The organism is Providencia sp. PROV182 (assembly GCF_028480325.1).
Lineage (GTDB): Bacteria > Pseudomonadota > Gammaproteobacteria > Enterobacterales > Enterobacteriaceae > Providencia > Providencia hangzhouensis.
Map to the genome: position 1 here is coordinate 1 of NZ_JAMPOL010000006.1, position 17,920 is coordinate 17,920.

The following is a 17,920-nucleotide window of genomic DNA, read 5'->3' on the forward strand; positions in this document are numbered from 1 at the left end:
CACCAACACCAACACCAACACCAACACCAACACCAACACCAACACCAACACCAACACCAACACCAACACCAACACCAACACCAACACCAACACCAACACCAACACCAACACCAATATATTTCTAAACTCTTAATGTAATAAAACAAATTCAAAACTACTTTTAGAGATATATACATGTTTTGCGAAGCGCTTCGCAAACTAATATGTACCTTTTTATAAAGAAAAAATATTTCGGGAAGAGCTACATAAAAGAGATGATAGAAACTTAAAAAATTTAGTATGAATAATTAAACTAGAGCTAATAAATCTATGTAGGGATACTAAAATTGATAAAAAATATCATCTACATAATGAGATGGTTAAATAATCCACTCAAAAAATATAATTTAATCTTTAATAAAAACTCACCTGTTTCGATGACGCTGGCTTCTATTGCTTTGATTTTAGGTACGTTACCACTTTTATTTATACCTGAAATTATAATGTTGAGTGAATTACTCTTTATCGTGTTATTTATGGTGCTGTTAATAATGCTCTTTCTATTGGGTAAGTTAGGAAAGTTCCTTGCATTAACTATTATGTTTTTCTTATGGGCTAATTGGCATGGAATTAATATCATTAACCATATCAATTATCTATCTACAAAAAATAACGATATTAATATAGTTATTGTTGGTATTTCATTAAGTGACAAAGAACAAAAAATCAAAGTACGTATTGATAAAATTAACAACCGCATTGTTTTCCCTCCTTTATATGCTACGTGGAAAACAAAGGAAACAGTTTGCGCTGGGCAGTTGTGGCGAATCAATGGCACTGTAAAGCCACTACACAGCTCACTAAATGAAGGAGGATTTAACCTACAACGTTATTATTTGGCTAATAGAATCATTGGAGTTTTGAAAAGTAAGAAAATAGAATTATTAAAAAAGGATTGTTCTGTAAGACAAAAAGTTATCCATAATTATATGGAGCTAATTAATTCATTATCTAATAAAGGGATTATTTATGGACTAATGTTTGGAGATAGAAGTTTGTTGGCAGTAGAACAAACATATTTACTACAGAGAACAGGTTTGACACATTTAATGGCTATATCAGGCTTGCATATTGGGTTAGCTTACTTGTTTGGCTTTCTTATCACTCGAGGGATTCAATATTTTTTACCAATAAAGTATGTCAATGAAACACTACCAGTAGTAATTGGTATAGGGCTAGCAATTTTTTATGCATGGATCTCTGGCTTTGCTATCCCTGCGACTCGAGCATTATTTGCCCTACTATTATGGGTATATATCAGAAATAAGCCTGCAAGGTATTTTGCTTGGCAATGGGCACTGTGGAGTATCGCAGGAATATTATTATTAGACCCATTAGCTATTTTGTCAGATAGTTTTTGGTTATCTAGTTTCGCTGTGCTAGCCATTCTTTATTGGTTAACCATATTTCCACTACCATATCATTTATCTAAAGGTGTAAAGGGGAAAATTATAGGGTTAACCCATTTACAAATTGGTTTACTAGTCTTACTGATCCCAATGCAACTTAGTCTATTTAATGGTATTAATGTAATGGGGTTAGTGGCAAATATCTGGTTTGTCCCGTTAGTTTCTTGGTGTGTTGTTCCTGCTATTTTGCTCTTGTTTTTAGTACCAATAAAAGTGGTTCAGCAACCTATTTTATATACGATAGATAGGGTTATAGATATAGGGCTAAAACCATTACCTTATTTCAGTACCTTTTGGTCAGAATTTATCAATGTTCCTTATTATTTATTTTTAATATGTTGGCTAAGCATCATTGTTGTCTTATTTAAGTGGTATAAACGTTATTTTGGGCTTATTGGTTGTGTGGTTATTTCAATTTTCTTAGAAAGGGGAAGTGGTAAGCAATTCAAAGAAGGCTGGAAAATTACGGTATTAGATATCGGCCACGGGTTAGCGGTTGTGATAGAACAAAACAACTTGGCACTACTTTATGATACTGGAAACGCTTGGAAAGGGGGAAGCAATGCACAGCGTCAAATTGTTCCTTTTCTTAAATATCACGATATAACCCCAATTGGAATTATTTTAAGCCATAATCATTTAGACCATACTGGTGGCGCAAATTATTTAATCCAGCAATATCCATGGCTAAGTGTAAGAAGTAGCTTTGGCCCACAAAAAACGTCGGTAAATAGGGAAAAAACTAATAATATAAAAAGTATGGAACACCTTCCGTGTTTTAAAGGCCAAAAATGGCAGTGGGGGATATTAACTTTTGAAGTATTATGGCCTGAAAAGCTAGCACTAATATCACATAATGATGATTCTTGTGTTATTCAATTAACGGATGGGTTTCATAAAATTTTATTAACAGGAGATATCGAAAAACAAGGGGAAAAATCACTGGTCGCAATGTACAAGAATCGGTTACGTTCGACTCTTCTTTTCGCTCCTCATCATGGAAGCAGCACGTCATCAACTGATTTATTATTAAGAAATGTTCAACCTTCAATGGTGGTAGTCTCATCAGCAAGGTATAGTGCATGGAAAATTCCATCGCCAAAAGTCTATTTTCGGTATAAAAATAATAATATTAAATGGTTAAATACAGCGGAAGATGGCCAGTTAACTATATGGTTTAAAAAGGAAAAAATTAAAATTTCACGTTATCGCTATGAAATTCAGCCCCGCTGGTATCATCTGTGGTTTGGCTTACCGCTATTTCCCGAGTAGAATAGTGCGCTTACATTAAGTCTGGTAATTAAAAGTATGAATGATAAAGACCTTTCGACAAAACAAACTTTTCGTCGCTTGTGGCCGATAATTGCGCCTTTTAAAGCGGGTTTAATCGTTGCAGCAATAGCACTTATCATAAACGCAGCGGGTGACGCGTTTATGATTTCTTTATTAAAACCTTTATTGGATGAGGGCTTTGATAAAGCAGATAATGACGTTTTAAAATGGCTTCCGCTTGCGGTGTTAGGTTTAATGGTTGTTCGTGGTGGGTCTAGCTTTGTTTCAACCTATTGTGTTTCCTGGGTTGCAGGTAAAGTCGTGATGAACATGCGGCGTAAATTATTTGGTCATATGATGGGAATGCCTGTTAGTTTTTTTGACCAGCAATCAACAGGAACACTATTATCTAGAATTACCTATGATTCAGAACAAGTTGCATCTTCTTCTTCTGGAGCATTAATTACAATTATTCGTGAAAGTGCTTATATCATCGGGTTGTTTGCGATGATGTTTTATTATAGCTGGCAACTTTCTCTTATTTTAATCGTAATTGCCCCGATTGTATCAGTCACTATTCGTATCGTCTCTAAACGTTTTCGTAAGATTAGTAAAAACATGCAAACCGGTATGGGGCATGTGACGGCAAGTGCTGAACAGATGTTAAAAGGCCATAAAGAAGTTTTAATTTTTGGGGGACAGAAAGTTGAGACTGAACGCTTTAATAAAGTCAGTAACAACATGCGCCGCCAAAATATGAAAATGGTAACCGCTTCAGCAATTTCAGACCCTATTGTTCAGTTAATTGCATCGTTTGCACTAGCATTTGTCCTTTATGCAGCGAGTTTTCCTGAAATTCGTGATGAATTAACATCGGGTACAATTGCAGTTGTTTTCTCATCAATGTTTGCACTGATGCGTCCTTTAAAATCATTAACTAATGTTAACTCACAATTCCAGCGTGGTATGGCGGCTTGCCAAACTTTATTTGCTATCTTAGATTCCGAACAAGAAAAAGATAACGGAAATAAAGTACTTAAAGAGGTTAAAGGAGATATTAAATTTGAGCATGTTACCTTTACCTATGCAACCAAAGAGCATCCTGCGTTAGACGATGTTTCGTTTACTTTGCCAGCAGGAAAATCAGTTGCTCTAGTTGGGCGATCAGGTTCAGGTAAGTCCACAATTGCAAATTTGATTACACGTTTTTATGACATCGACGAGGGGTCTATTCAAATTGATGGGCATGACATTCGTGAATACACGTTATCTTCATTACGTAGCCAAGTCGCGTTAGTTTCTCAGCATGTTTATCTATTTAACGATACGATAGCCAATAATATTGCCTATGCAACAGACGGCAGCTACAGCCGTGAGCAAATAGAGAAAGCTGCAGAAATGGCTTATGCAATGGATTTTATTGCTAAACTTGAAAAAGGCTTGGACACGGTTATTGGTGAAAATGGTGTTATGCTTTCTGGAGGGCAACGTCAAAGGATCGCGATTGCTCGAGCACTGCTACGTGATGCCCCAATTCTTATTCTTGATGAGGCGACATCCGCGCTAGATACAGAGTCTGAACGTGCTATTCAAGCTGCTCTTGATGAGTTACAGAAAAATAGAACATCTTTGGTCATTGCCCACAGGTTATCGACGATAGAAAATGCAGATGAGATATTAGTTGTACAAGATGGCCGAATCATTGAGCGTGGTGACCATAAATCGCTATTAGCTCAAGATGGCGCATATTCACAGTTACATAGCATTCAGTTTAAACAATGATAGAACGCATTTGGTCTGGCAAGTCATGGCTGTATCTTTTATTGCTGCCGTTATCTTTCCTTTATGGGTTGGTAACGGTAATTAGGGATATAGCTTATAAAATCGGGCTGAAACGTTCATGGAAAGCGCCAATTCCAGTGGTAGTGGTGGGAAACCTGACAGCGGGGGGAAATGGTAAAACCCCTGTTGTTATCTGGTTAGTGGAATCACTCACCAAAGAAGGCTACCGCGTGGGGGTTGTTTCTCGAGGGTATGGCGGTAAAGCTGAAAAGTACCCGCTGATACTCGATGAAACGACGAAAACTGAAGTTGCTGGGGATGAACCCATACTAATTTTTCATCGTACTAAATCCCCCGTGGCTGTTGCGCCTAAGCGCAGTGATGCAGTTAAAGCGTTATTGGAAAAATTCCAATTAGATGTAATTATTACTGATGATGGGTTGCAGCACTATGCATTGCAACGTGACTACGAGATTGTCGTTATTGATGGCCAGCGTCGTTTTGGTAATGGTTGGTGGCTACCCGCAGGGCCTATGCGTGAAAGGGCTGGGCGTTTAAAGCGTGTTAATGCTGTCATTGTTAACGGTGGTGAAGCTCAAGAAAATGAAGCCGTAATGGCCCTTGAAGGCGATGTTGCTTATAACTTGGTGACTGGTGAAAAACGTGCAGTTACACAATTACCTGCGGTTGTCGCAATAGCAGGTATTGGTCATCCTCCTCGTTTTTTTACCTCATTAGAAAACAAAGGGGTCGAAGTTATTAACACTCATGCTTTTGCTGATCACCAATCGTATGAATTAAAACAGCTTTCACCGTTAGTTAAAAATGAGCAAAACTTATTAATGACCGAAAAAGACGCGGTGAAATGCCGTGCTTTTGCACAACCAAATTGGTGGTTCCTTCCAGTACAAGCACAATTGCAGCCGATTGACGCTGAAAAAATCTTAAGCGGAATAAGAAAACTTATCACAAATAACAAAAAAACTTGTCTATAACGTTCCTCTGTGATAATAATATCTCCAATGTGATATAGATCTACTTATTATGTATCTAGATACAATACATTGATAATTGGATTTTATACTAGCTTAAATTTCACGCTCCGTTCTTTAGTTAGTCTTCATATCCTCGCGTAATCTACATTGTAAAGTCGCTGTCACTGCGTTTTGTCATCATAATGTCAAAATAGACTGTTAACTTCGCAGTAGATTAGCGGTGTCTGAAATCTATATATATGGGCGTTATAAAATATGCGCAATGATTTGTGCGCATGAATTGGTAAAGTTTAATTACTCTTTGATGTATTAATAGATCGGCATTTTATAAATGGGAAGCAAGAAAGAGTAATGATACAAAGATAAAAAAAATATTGTTCTCAGAACAAAAGGAGTTTTAATATGAATTTTCAATTACATATGGGTCGAGTTAAATGGTTTGACGCAAAAGAAGGTTACGGTTTTATTTCACCATTCAATGGTGGTGATGATGTATTTGTGACAACAAAGTCAATTGCTAATAAAAAAATCAAATCATTATTCGAAGGTCAAAACGTTGAGTTCTCTGTTACTCGTAATTCGGATGGCATAACGGCAGCTGACGTTATTGCTTATTAGATAATAAACAGAACAATTTCTCCTGCTTTTATCCTCTCATCTCTCGCAGGAGATCTTATTCAGGAAGATTAAAGTTAACGGTGATATCTGCATGTGATATCCTGACTCCAAGTGAGTTAAAATCCATTCGGGAGAAAACATGGATCACCGTTTACTTGAAATCGTTGCCTGTCCTGTATGTCACGGCAAATTAAGTTATAACAAAGAAAACCTCGAACTTATCTGTAAGTTTGATCATTTAGCCTATCCAATTCGTGACGGCATCCCTGTATTACTAGAAAATGAAGCGCGCCCCGTTTCATTAGATGAAGGTCAGTAATCCTCATGTTTACGGTTATTATTCCTGCTCGTTATGCCTCAACACGCTTACCAGGTAAACCTTTGGCTGATATCCATGGCAAGCCAATGGTTGTTCGAGTAATGGAGCAAGCTGTTAAATCGGGGGCTAGCCGAGTGATAGTTGCGACAGATCACTCTGATGTTGCTAAAGCGGTGATTGAAGCAGGTGGTGAAGCTTGTATGACTAACCCAAATCATCAGTCTGGGACAGAAAGACTAGCTGAAGTTATTGATACCTATGCTTTTTCTGACGATGAAATCATCGTGAATGTGCAAGGTGATGAACCTTTAATTCCACCTGAGATTATCAGCCAAGTTGCTCGTAATCTTCAGGGGAGTAAAGCTGAAATGGGGACGCTAGCTGTACCTATTAATGATGCTCATGAAGCGTTTAATCCAAATACTGTCAAGGTTGTTACTGATCACGAAGGTTATGCATTGTATTTTTCTCGGGCAACTATTCCTTGGGATAGAGACAACTTTGCGAAAAGCCATGATGTAATAGGGGATACCTTTTTGCGTCACATTGGTATATACGCTTATCGAGCAGGGTTTATTCGTCGTTATATTAAGTGGGAAGCAAGCCCATTAGAGAAAATCGAAATGCTGGAGCAACTTAGGGTGCTTTGGTATGGCGAGAAAATTCATGTGGATGTCGCGAAAACTACGCCAGGTGCTGGTGTTGATACCCCTGAAGATCTTGAACTCGTTAGAAGTCAATTTATTCAGTAGCCCACATTTTCCTAATAGCTCAAATAGCCAATATGCGATTTAGCTAAACAAAAGGTGTAATCTCAATAGATTACACCTTTTTTGCTACTATTCAGCGGTAACTGACTCAGGCGTAGCAAGTTGCTCTTCTAACGCCTGTGTATTATTGGGTTTTAAATGCCACCAAAGCGTACCAAGAAATTCATACCAAGCACGTTCACTATGGCCAAAGTAATAAGAGGAAGGGATATATTTCTCCCATGGATTAATTTCACTCGTGATAACCAACTGATTTGCGGGGGCAGGGAAAGGGTTCATTCCTCGTTGAGTAAACATAGTCATCGCTCGAGGTAGATGGTTAGCAGAAGTTACTAATAAAAAAGGAGATTTCCCAATGATTTTTTCAACTTCATAAGCTTCCTCTTGTGTATCTTTGGGTTCAGTGAGTGGAATAGTATCTTGTGCGGGGACACCCAAGGATTGAGCAACTTGTGCAGCAACTTCGGCACTGCTGATAGGACTACTCGCTTTACCGCCAGTGAAAATTAGTTTACTACCAGGGTGTTTAAGGTAAAGACGAACACCTTCAGTCACTCTAGGTAGGCTATTATTCAACAGATTGGAACTTGGACTCCAATCAGGGTTATACGTAAAACCGCCACCGAGAACAACAATATAACGTACATCTTGAGGTGGATTCTCAGTAATTAATTCATAGCGCTTATTGAATTGTTTTTCTGCTGGGGCAAGTAAAGTATCTGAAACAGGTTGTAACCCCAACAGAGTTATTAAAACTAAACTTAGGGTAGTAAACGCCTTTCCACAACGCTGCCAGCGTGTAAACCAAAGCAAAAGCAATCCGATAAACCCGATGATGAGTAATAATGGTAATGGCATCAATAGAGAACCAATATATTTTTTTAAGATAAATAACATAACTAAGCCTATTTTTAAGGGTTATCGATTAATCATTGTGGCAGAATCTACGGAAAAATATGCAATAACGCAGCGAAATTAGAGGGAAAATAACAGAATAGTGTTTAATAGTAGCAAACTGAAATTTGCTGAGCACAATGAAGTACTATGCAAAAATATAGCTATTATCTGTTATAATTCCTGTTTTAACAGTCGCCTCGCATTGTATGTGATAAATACGCTGCAATATGAGAATATTTCTGGTTAGAGTTAATTTTCTCAATATCAGGATGTAATCAACCATTTTACGTTTTTTCGCGACAAATTGGCTCATAAACCGCTTTAAATAATAGATGATAGGCAACCGGATAGCACATGGCAGACCGCAACTTTGATGATATTGTCGATAAATTTGCAAAAAATATCTACGGAACGACAAAAGGAAAAATACGAGAAGCGGTAGTTTGGCAAGATTTAACTCAATTATTAAGCAGCCAATTTGAGGGTAAAACTCTAAAAATACTTGATGCAGGTGGTGGTGAAGGACACTTTTCACGCAAACTCGCCGAAATGGGGCATCAGGTGATACTTTGCGATTTATCTGAAGAGATGTTGGAACGAGGTAGTGAGCTTGCCAAGGAACAAGGTATTAGCGATAACATGCGTTTTGTGCATTGTGCGGTGCAAGATGTTGCACAATACATTGATGAACCTGTTGACCTTGTTTTATTTCATGCGGTACTTGAATGGATTAGCGATCAAAAATATGCAATTGAACAACTGGTAGATATAATTAGACCAGAAGGCGTATTTTCTGTCATGTTCTATAATGCAAATGGTCTGGTGATGCGTAATGCAATTTTAGGAAATTTTCATCTTGCAACGCCACATATTCAACGTCGTCGTAAACGCTCGTTATCACCACAAAACCCGCTTTTTCCTCATCAGGTTGATGCTTGGTTGGGCGAGTGTAATATGCAAATCATCGGTAAAAGTGGTGTCAGGGTATTCCATGACTATTTACAAAGTCGGCAGTTACAGCAAAAAGATTTTCCGGCATTGTTGGCATTAGAACAGCAGTATTGCCGTGAAGAACCCTATATTAGCATGGGGCGTTATGTTCATGTCATGGCACGCAAACAAATACAAAAGGACGATTTATGAGTGATTTTTCCCAGACCGTCCCTGAACTTGTGTCTTGGGCACGAAAAAATGATTTTTCGATTTCACTTCCCGCTGAACGTTTAGCATTTTTGCTCGCGGTAGCGGTATTAAACAGTGAAAGAGTCAATGGTGAAATGAGTGAAGGGGAACTGGTTGATGCCTTTCGTGAAGTTTGCAAAGGGTTTGAGCAGACAACTGAATCATTGTCAGTAAGGGCCAATAATGCCATCAATGATATGGTTCGCCAGAAGATTTTTAACCGTTTTGCCAGTGACATTGTTGAAGGTAATGCAATTTACCGGCTAACCCCTTTGGGGATTGGCATCAGCGATTATTATATTCGTCAGAGAGAGTTCTCAACATTAAGACTTTCCATGCAACTTTCTATTGTTGCAGGAGAGCTGCAACGTGCCGCTGAAGCCGCAGAGGAAGGTGGTGATGAATTTTATTGGCATCGTTACGTGTTTGCCCCACTAAAATATTCAGTTGCTGAAATTTTTGACAGTATTGATTTATCCCAACGTATTATGGATGAACAGCAAAATTCAGTAAAAGAAGATATTGCCGCATTATTAAATCAAGACTGGCAGGCAGCTATCGCTAACTGTGAGCAATTACTATCAGAAACATCAGGTACATTGCGTGAGTTGCAAGACACATTAGAAGCCGCAGGGGATAAACTGCAAGCGAATTTATTACGTATTCAAGAAGCCAACATGAATGCGCCGGCGTTCTCTGACTTAGTGGATAGGCTAGTTTTTGACCTGCAAAATAAACTAGACCGTATTGTTAGCTGGGGTCAACAATCTATCGATTTATGGATTGGTTATGACCGTCATGTTCATAAGTTTATCCGTACAGCTATCGATATGGATAAAAATAGAATATTTTCTCAGCGGTTACGTCAATCTGTTCAGCACTACCTTGATAGCCCTTGGGCACTCACTTACGCTAATGCGGATCGGTTATTCGATATGCGTGATGAAGAGCTCGCGTTGCATGATGAAGAGGTCATGGGTGAATTACCACCAGAGCTTGAGTTTGAAGAGTTTAGTGAATTAAATGACAAGCTTGCTGAGCTAATGGAAGTTGAGTTAGCTATTTATAAAGCAGAGCAACGGCCGCTCGATGTTGGCCGTGTGTTGCATGAGTACTTACTGCAATATCCACAAAAACGTCATTTTGATGTTGCTCGAATTATTATCGACCAAGCTGTTAAATTAGGTATCGCAGAGGCTGATTTGGCGGGATTACCGGCAGAATGGCAAGCTATTAATGATCACGGAGCCAAGGTACAGGCACATGTCATCGACAAATATTGAACAATTTATGCCAGTTAAACTGGCTCAAGCATTAGCTAACCCGATTTTTCCAGAGCTAGACAGCCAATTGCGTTCAGGTCGCCATATTAGTGTTGATGACCTTGATAACCACGCATTTTTAATGGATTTTCAGGAAGCATTAGAACAATTTTATGCACGATATAACGTAGAATTAATTCGTGCCCCTGAGGGGTTCTTCTATTTACGTCCGCGATCAACAACCTTAATACCTCGCTCTGTGTTATCTGAATTAGATATGATGGTTGGGAAAATTCTTTGTTATCTCTATCTCAGCCCTGAACGCTTGAGTAACCAAGGTATTTTTACCTCACAAGAGTTATTTGAAGAATTATTATCATTAGCGGATGAAAGCAAACTACTTAAATTTGTTAATCAACGTTCGACAGGCTCTGACCTAGATAAACAAAAATTGCAGGAAAAATTAAGAACATCACTCAATCGTTTACGTCGCTTGGGAATGGTGCATTTTCTGCAAAATGATTCGAGTAAATTTATTATTAGTGAATCTGTATTCCGTTTTGGCGCCGATGTGCGCAGTGGCGATAACCCACAAGATGCACAGTTACGGATGATCCGTGATGGTGAAGCTATCTCTCTTGACGGTGAATTATCACTAAAAGATAGTGATGAAGAGGATGGCGAAGAGAGTCAAGAACCGGCAGAAAGTGATGAGGATGAAGAATAATGATTGAACGCGGAAAATTTCGCTCACTGACGCTGGTGAATTGGAACGGTTTTTTTGCCCGAACTTTTGACCTTGATGAATTAGTGACCACGTTATCGGGTGGTAATGGTGCAGGTAAATCAACAACCATGGCGGCATTTATTACCGCAATGATCCCAGATTTAACCTTACTTCACTTCCGTAACACAACGGAAGCCGGCGCGACCTCAGGTTCTCGTGATAAAGGCTTACATGGTAAGTTACGTCCTGGTGTCTGTTACGCTATTTTGGATGTGTTAAATTCGAAGCATCAGCGCGTTATGGTGGGGGTGCGTTTACAGCAAGTCGCAGGGCGCGATAAAAAAGTCGATATTAAGCCATTTATGGTACAAGGCATTCCATTAGCGACAGTTCCAACGGAAATATTGACGGAAGTTATCGATGGCCGCCAAGCAAAAGTGATCCCACTCAATGAGCTAAAAGAACGTCTTGAAGAACAGGAAGGCGTTTTGTTTAAGCAGTTTAGCTCAATTACCGATTACCACTCGACACTGTTTGAATTAGGCGTGTTACCGAAACGCTTACGTTCTGCGAGTGACCGAAGCAAATATTATCGACTGATTGAAGCGTCACTATATGGCGGTATTTCTAGTGCCATTACTCGCTCATTACGTGATTATTTGTTGCCAGAAAACAGTGGGGTACGTAAAGCATTCCAAGATATGGAAGCGGCTCTGCGTGAAAACCGTTTAACATTAGAAGCCATTCGTGTCACTCAATCAGACCGCGACTTATTCAAGCATTTGATTAGCCAGGCGACTGATTATGTTTCTGCGGATTATATGCGCCATTCCAATGAAAGACGCATTCACCTTGATGCAGCACTGGCTGCGCGCAATGAGCTATTAGCTAGCCGTAAACAATTACGTGTTGAACAAGTTCGTAGCGTCGAAATGGCGCGTGAATTGAATGAGCAAAATGGGGCATCTACAGAATTAGAAGCTGACTACCAAGCTGCCAGTGACCATTTAAATTTAGTGCAAGCCGCGCTGCGTCAACAAGAAAAAATCGATCGCTATCAAGCAGATATCGAAGAACTGACTTATCGTCTTGAAGAACAAAGTGAAGTTGTTGCTGAAGCGACTGAAACTCAAGAAGAATATGAAGCACGAGCTGAAGCTGCTGAAATTGAAGTTGATGAATTAAAAAATCAATTAGCTGACTACCAACAAGCACTGGATGTACAACAAACACGTGCCATTCAGTACCAGCAAGCCTTGCATGCCTTAACGCGTGCTCGTGAATTGTGCCAGCTTCCTGAATTATCCATTGATAACGCAGATGAATGGCTAGATACCTTCGAAGCGCGTGAACAACAAGCTACCCAAGCGTTATTAGCGCTTGAGCAAAAAATGAGTGTGGCGGATGCCGCACATAGCCAATTTGAGCAAGCCTATCAATTAGTTAGAAATATGGTAGGGGAAGTTAGCCGCAGTGATGCATACCAACAAGCGCGTGCATTATTACGTGATTGGTCATCACAACAACATTTAGCGGATCGTGTACAACCATTACGAATGCAGCTATCTGAATTGCAACAACGTCTGAATAGCCAGCAAAATGCAGAACGCTTATTGGCGGAATTCTGTAAACGTCATGGCCAAAGCTATGAGCCAGATGAGCTTGATGCACTGATGGCTGAGCTGGAAGCGCAACAAGAAGAGCTCAGTATTGGTGTGAATGAGAGTGGCGAAAGACGAATGCAAATGCGCCAAGAACTGGAACAAATTCGCCAGCGGATTAGCCAACTTTCATCTAAAGCCCCTGCATGGATTATGGCCCAAGAAGCGCTAACACAGCTTAATGAGCAATCCCATGAAACGTTTGAGTCAAGTACTGCTGTGACTGAGTTTATGCAGCAACTCCTTGAACAAGAAAGGGAAATAACGGTTGAACGAGATGAAGTTGCTGCCCAACGTAAAGATCTCGAAAAGCAAATTGAGCGGTTAAGTCAGCCAAGTGGTGCGGAAGATGGCCGCATGTTAGCGTTGGCTGAGCGTTTTAATGGTGTTTTGTTATCAGAAATTTATGATGACATTACCATCGAAGATGCGGCTTATTTTTCTGCGTTATATGGCCCAGCTCGTCATGGTATTGTGGTTCAAGACTTATCTGTGGTTCGTAGCCAGCTCGAAACATTACAAGATTGCCCTGACGATGTTTATTTTATCGAGGGGGATCCTCAATCGTTCGATGACAGCGTTTTTGATGCGCAGGAATTTGAAAATGCGGTATTAGTCCGTTCGTCTGAGCGTCAATGGCGTTACTCTCGTTATCCTGAATTGCCTTTGTTTGGTCGTGCTGCTCGTGAAAGTCATTTAGAGTCATTAACTGTTGAACGTGATGAGCTTGCTGAGCGTTACGCGAACCTGTCATTTGATGTGCAGAAAATTCAGCGTTCTCACCAAGCATTCAGTCGGTTTATAGGCCAACACATTTCCGTGGCCTTTGAAGATGATCCTGAAGCTGAAATTCGTTCGCTTAACCAGAAACGCACGGAAATTGAACGTGCTTTGGCACAATTTGAAGAGCAAACTCAGCAGCAACGCCAACAATTTGCACAAGGTAAAGAAAGCCTTGCGGCTCTTAATCGTTTATTACCTCAAATGGGGTTATTACTCGATGAAACATTGGCGGACAGAGTCGAAGAGATAAACGAAGAACTAACGGAAGCAGAAGAAGCGGCACATTTCCTGAATAAACATGGTAATGCGTTAGAAAAGTTAGAACCGATTGTGACAGTGTTACTCAGTGATCCTGAACAACATGAACAATTACGCAAAGATTATGAGTCAGCAAAACACAGCCAACAAAATGCAAAACAGCAAGCCTTTGCATTAGTTGAGGTTGTTCAGCGTCGTGCTCACTTTAGTTACAGTGACTCAACAGGAATGGTGAATGAAAACGCGGACTTGAATGAAAAATTACGTCAGCGTTTAGAACAGGCAGAAACCGAGCGTACACGCGCTCGCGAACAGCTGCGTCAGCACCAAGCGCAAAGTGCACAATTCCATCAAGTTCTCGCCTCGTTACGCAGTTCTTTCGATACCAAACAAGAAATGTTGAAAGAGCTCGAGGTTGAGATGCAAGAGATCGGCGTAAAAGCCGATCCTGATGCTCAAGAGCGCGCTCGTATTCGACGCGATGAGTTGCACCAGCGTGTCATGGAAAATCGTAGCCGTATTAACCAGTTAGAAAAACAGCTGACATTATGTGAAGCTGAAATGGATAACTTACAGAAGCGGCTTCGTAAGTTAGAAAAAGACTACTATATGCTGCGTGAGCAGGTAGTGACGGCAAAAGCAGGTTGGTGTGCGGTAATGCGCTTGGTGAAAGACAATGGCGTCGAGCGTCGTTTACATCGCCGTGAGCTGGCCTATACTGACGGTGACAGCTTACGTTCCATGTCGGATAAAGCCTTAGGTGCGTTGCGTTTAGCGGTTGCGGATAACGAACATTTACGTGATGTACTGCGTTTGTCTGAAGATCCAAAACACCCTGAGCGGAAGATCAAATTCTTTATCGCGGTATATCAACACCTACGTGAACGTATTCGCCAAGACATCATTCGTACAGATGACCCGATTGATGCAATCGAGCAAATGGAAATTGAGCTGGCGCGCTTAACGGAAGAGCTAACGGCGCGTGAGCAAAAATTGGCGATCAGTTCAAAAAGTGTGGCGAATATTATTCGCAAAACCATTCAGCGCGAACAGAATCGAATTCGTATGCTAAACCAAGGGCTGCAAGCCGTGGCATTTGGTCAGGTTAAAGGGGTTCGCCTCAATGTGAATATTCGAGAAAGCCATGCGCTGTTACTCAGTGTCCTTTCTGAAGAAAGTGAAATGCATCAAGACTTGTTTACCAGCCAACGGTTAACTTTCTCTGAAGCGATGGCGAAATTATACCAACGCCTTAACCCTCAAGTGGATGTTGGGCAGCGGTTGCCACAAACCATCGGTGAAGAATTACTCGATTACCGCAATTACTTAGAATTAGAAGTTGAGGTTAATAGAGGTTCAGATGGCTGGTTAAAAGCAGAAAGTGGTGCGTTATCCACCGGTGAGGCTATTGGTACAGGTATGTCCATCTTAGTGATGGTAGTACAAAGCTGGGAAGAAGAGTCTCGCCGTCTGCGTGCTAAAGATATTATTCCTTGCCGGTTATTATTCTTAGATGAAGCTGCGCGATTAGATGCTAAATCAATTGCAACCTTATTTGAACTGTGTGACAGGTTAGAAATGCAGCTAATTATTGCGGCGCCTGAGAATATTAGCCCTGAGAAGGGCACAACCTATAAGCTAGTTCGTAAAGTGGTTGGTAATCATGAGCATGTGCATGTGGTTGGCTTAAAAGGCTTCGGGCAAGAAACCCCGAACGTACAAGCACCAACATTGCAGTAATAGTTTTTGTGAATGAAATGAAAGCCGGTATTTAGGAATAAATATCGGTTTTCTTGTATTTAACAAATAGTGCAAATGCAATTTAACAAGATTATTAATTAATTTGAATAAAACCCGATGTTTAAAACATATTTTTTCATGATGAAAACCTCTTTTTCTATATGGAAATTAAGTGAGAAAGAAAGCGTTAGCTAAAGCTTTTAATTAAAATAAAATTCATCTATGTTTAAAGCACCAATAAATACCCACCTATAATGAAAATAATTCTTTTTCTCATTAGGTGATGGTTATCTGTCTATAATCCGAAAAAAGGAAAATTAGTCTATTCCTATAACATTACTGCTAAAATTAAATACAATAAAATTGTAATTATAATAAAAAATATTGTTATCCATGTAGTTAATTAAGGTGGATGTATGGCAAAGAGAAGAGTGCGAGCTCTGCAAGTCTCAGTAATATGCGGGTTGATGGCGTTACAGTTTCCTGCATTTTCAAATGAAGAAAATACGCAGCAAAGTGTTTCTGAAGTTCAAGCGGTAGCTCCAGTTACACCAACAGAAAGTTTAGTAAAAATAACACAATCACTTCCTACGGGTGTGAAACCTATTTTTTCTACGCAATTAGCAAAACTATATGCTGATAGGCAAATGCAGCTATTGTGGCAAGATGAAACGGCAATTAGCCAATTTCAACAACAATTGGCAGAATTATCCCTTGCTGGGGTTCAGCCTCAATTTGGGGAATGGTTGGCAATACTGGAAAATAACCAGTTAAATGAACTGGGCCGCGACGTTATTTTATCTGATGCCATGCTTGGCTATTTACAGTATTTGTCATCAATAGAGGCGAGCGGGCAGTACTGGCTATATACTAATCGGCCATATAAAATTATTGCTCCAACAACGGCTCAAATGAAACCATGGCTAGATGCCGTTGAATCTAATAACCTAAGTAGTTGGGTTAAATCACAGGCACCGAATCATCCAATGTACCTGCCAATGCGTAAGGAAATGTTGAAATTATTAGCGATGCCTGAAGATAACCTAGAAATAGTAGGAACGAAAACATTAAAGCCAGGGCAGTCTAGTGATGATGTGGTTATTTTACGTCAAATCTTACAACGTGAAGGGTTACTTGAAGGTGGAAATATAACCGAAGAAGTTGCCCCTCCTGAAACAATGGCTCAAGTTGCAGAACTGGCAGTTGAACAAACCGTCGAACCAACAGAACCAAGTGATGCACCTGCAAGTACCGTGTCCAAAGTATATGACCAAGAACTCGTTGATGCTGTAAAAAAATTCCAATTACAATATGGTTTAGAGGCCGACGGCGTAGTTGGAAAAGGCACGCGTGTTTGGTTAAATATGCAGCCAAAACAAAAAGCGGGTTTAATGGCGCTTAATATGCAACGTTTACGTATTATTCCTGCAAGTCGTGGTACAGGGATATTAGTTAATATTCCAGGCTACTCTTTAGATTTCTATTTAAATGACGAAGTCATTTTAGATTCTAAAGTGATTGTTGGTCGTGCAGATCGCAAAACACCGATCATGAGCAGCGCACTGAATAACGTGGTAATTAACCCGCCTTGGAGTGTGCCAACCAGTATGGCACGTAAAGATATCGCCCCAAAAGGGAAGCAAGACCCAAGTTATTTTAGTCGAAAAGGCTATACGGTTTATTCGGGTTGGGGGGCTGATTCATATGAAATCAACCCATATGCTATTGACTGGGATAATATCACCCCAGCTAATTTCCCATATCGAATTCGACAAGCTCCGGGCCCAACTAACTCATTAGGGCGCTATAAGTTTAATATGCCGAGCTCAGATGCGATTTATTTACACGATACACCAAACCATAGTTTGTTTAATCGTAATGCACGTGCAATAAGCTCTGGATGTGTGCGTGTGAATAAAGCAAGTGAGTTAGCCAGTATTTTGTTAGGTGATGCAGGTTGGGAACAAAAACGAATTGACGGTGCATTGAAAGAGGGGTCAACACGGTATGTGAATATACCAGATAGAATCCCAGTTTTTCTGTACTACCAAACGGCTTGGGTAGATAAAGACCAACAGCCACAATATCGAGCAGATATTTATCAGTATGATAATTCTATTGATAATGCAGATAAATATTTGCCAATGTTGAAAAAGATTTTACACTAATTGTGAGTTTTAATTTGTAAGGGGGAGTTTTCTCCCCT

Annotated in this window: 12 protein-coding genes; 11 read left to right on the forward strand and 1 reads right to left on the reverse strand. The window is 39.9% G+C overall.

The annotated features are described in order from the left end of the window. Positions 1-326: 326 nt before the first annotated feature. The 6 genes from PR834_RS05700 (at position 327) to kdsB (ending at position 7,186) form a co-directional block, all read left to right on the forward strand. Positions 327-2,720 (forward strand): DNA internalization-related competence protein ComEC/Rec2, encoded by a 2,394-nt coding sequence (locus PR834_RS05700; protein ID WP_272536508.1) that lies wholly within the window; start codon positions 327-329, stop codon positions 2,718-2,720. 36 nt (positions 2,721-2,756) lie between these two features. Then, complete coding sequence (msbA, locus tag PR834_RS05705; protein WP_004256213.1) at positions 2,757-4,502, forward strand: lipid A ABC transporter ATP-binding protein/permease MsbA; 1,746 nt, start codon at positions 2,757-2,759, stop codon at positions 4,500-4,502. Beyond that, complete coding sequence (gene lpxK, locus PR834_RS05710) at positions 4,499-5,497, forward strand: tetraacyldisaccharide 4'-kinase (RefSeq protein ID WP_110591452.1); 999 nt, start codon at positions 4,499-4,501, stop codon at positions 5,495-5,497. The genes msbA and lpxK overlap by 4 nt, the downstream gene beginning before the upstream one ends. A 402-nt stretch (positions 5,498-5,899) precedes the next feature. Continuing rightward, complete coding sequence (locus PR834_RS05715) at positions 5,900-6,115, forward strand: cold-shock protein (protein WP_004256206.1); 216 nt, start codon at positions 5,900-5,902, stop codon at positions 6,113-6,115. A 139-nt stretch (positions 6,116-6,254) separates the two neighbouring features. Next, positions 6,255-6,434 carry a Trm112 family protein gene (locus PR834_RS05720; RefSeq protein ID WP_004256203.1) on the forward strand — a complete coding sequence of 60 codons (180 nt, stop codon included), beginning with the start codon at positions 6,255-6,257 and terminating at the stop codon, positions 6,432-6,434. Between the two features lie 5 nt (positions 6,435-6,439). Next, the gene (kdsB, locus tag PR834_RS05725) at positions 6,440-7,186 is read left to right on the forward strand and encodes a 3-deoxy-manno-octulosonate cytidylyltransferase (protein WP_096864230.1); all 747 of its coding nucleotides are present in this window, start codon (positions 6,440-6,442) and stop codon (positions 7,184-7,186) included. Between the two features lie 87 nt (positions 7,187-7,273). On the opposite strand, the gene elyC is transcribed toward kdsB, so the two are convergent. Next, positions 7,274-8,101 (reverse strand): envelope biogenesis factor ElyC, encoded by an 828-nt coding sequence (elyC, locus tag PR834_RS05730; protein WP_004256196.1) that lies wholly within the window; start codon positions 8,099-8,101, stop codon positions 7,274-7,276. Between the two features lie 354 nt (positions 8,102-8,455). On the opposite strand from elyC, the gene cmoM reads away from it, so the two are divergent. The 5 genes from cmoM to ldtD all read left to right on the forward strand — a co-directional run bounded on the left by cmoM (position 8,456) and on the right by ldtD (position 17,882). Next, on the forward strand, positions 8,456-9,244 hold the full coding sequence (gene cmoM, locus PR834_RS05735) for a tRNA uridine 5-oxyacetic acid(34) methyltransferase CmoM (protein ID WP_164455826.1): 789 nt from the start codon (positions 8,456-8,458) through the stop codon (positions 9,242-9,244). After that, positions 9,241-10,566 (forward strand): chromosome partition protein MukF, encoded by a 1,326-nt coding sequence (gene mukF / locus PR834_RS05740; protein WP_144140177.1) that lies wholly within the window; start codon positions 9,241-9,243, stop codon positions 10,564-10,566. Before cmoM ends, mukF begins: the two co-directional genes overlap by 4 nt. Next, positions 10,547-11,272 (forward strand): chromosome partition protein MukE, encoded by a 726-nt coding sequence (mukE, locus tag PR834_RS05745; RefSeq protein ID WP_004256187.1) that lies wholly within the window; start codon positions 10,547-10,549, stop codon positions 11,270-11,272. The genes mukF and mukE overlap by 20 nt, the downstream gene beginning before the upstream one ends. Beyond that, positions 11,272-15,714 carry a chromosome partition protein MukB gene (gene mukB, locus PR834_RS05750; RefSeq protein ID WP_272536509.1) on the forward strand — a complete coding sequence of 1,481 codons (4,443 nt, stop codon included), beginning with the start codon at positions 11,272-11,274 and terminating at the stop codon, positions 15,712-15,714. The genes mukE and mukB overlap by 1 nt, the downstream gene beginning before the upstream one ends. A 416-nt stretch (positions 15,715-16,130) precedes the next feature. Further along, positions 16,131-17,882 (forward strand): L,D-transpeptidase, encoded by a 1,752-nt coding sequence (gene ldtD / locus PR834_RS05755; RefSeq protein ID WP_262960488.1) that lies wholly within the window; start codon positions 16,131-16,133, stop codon positions 17,880-17,882. The last annotated feature ends 38 nt before the right edge of the window (positions 17,883-17,920 follow it).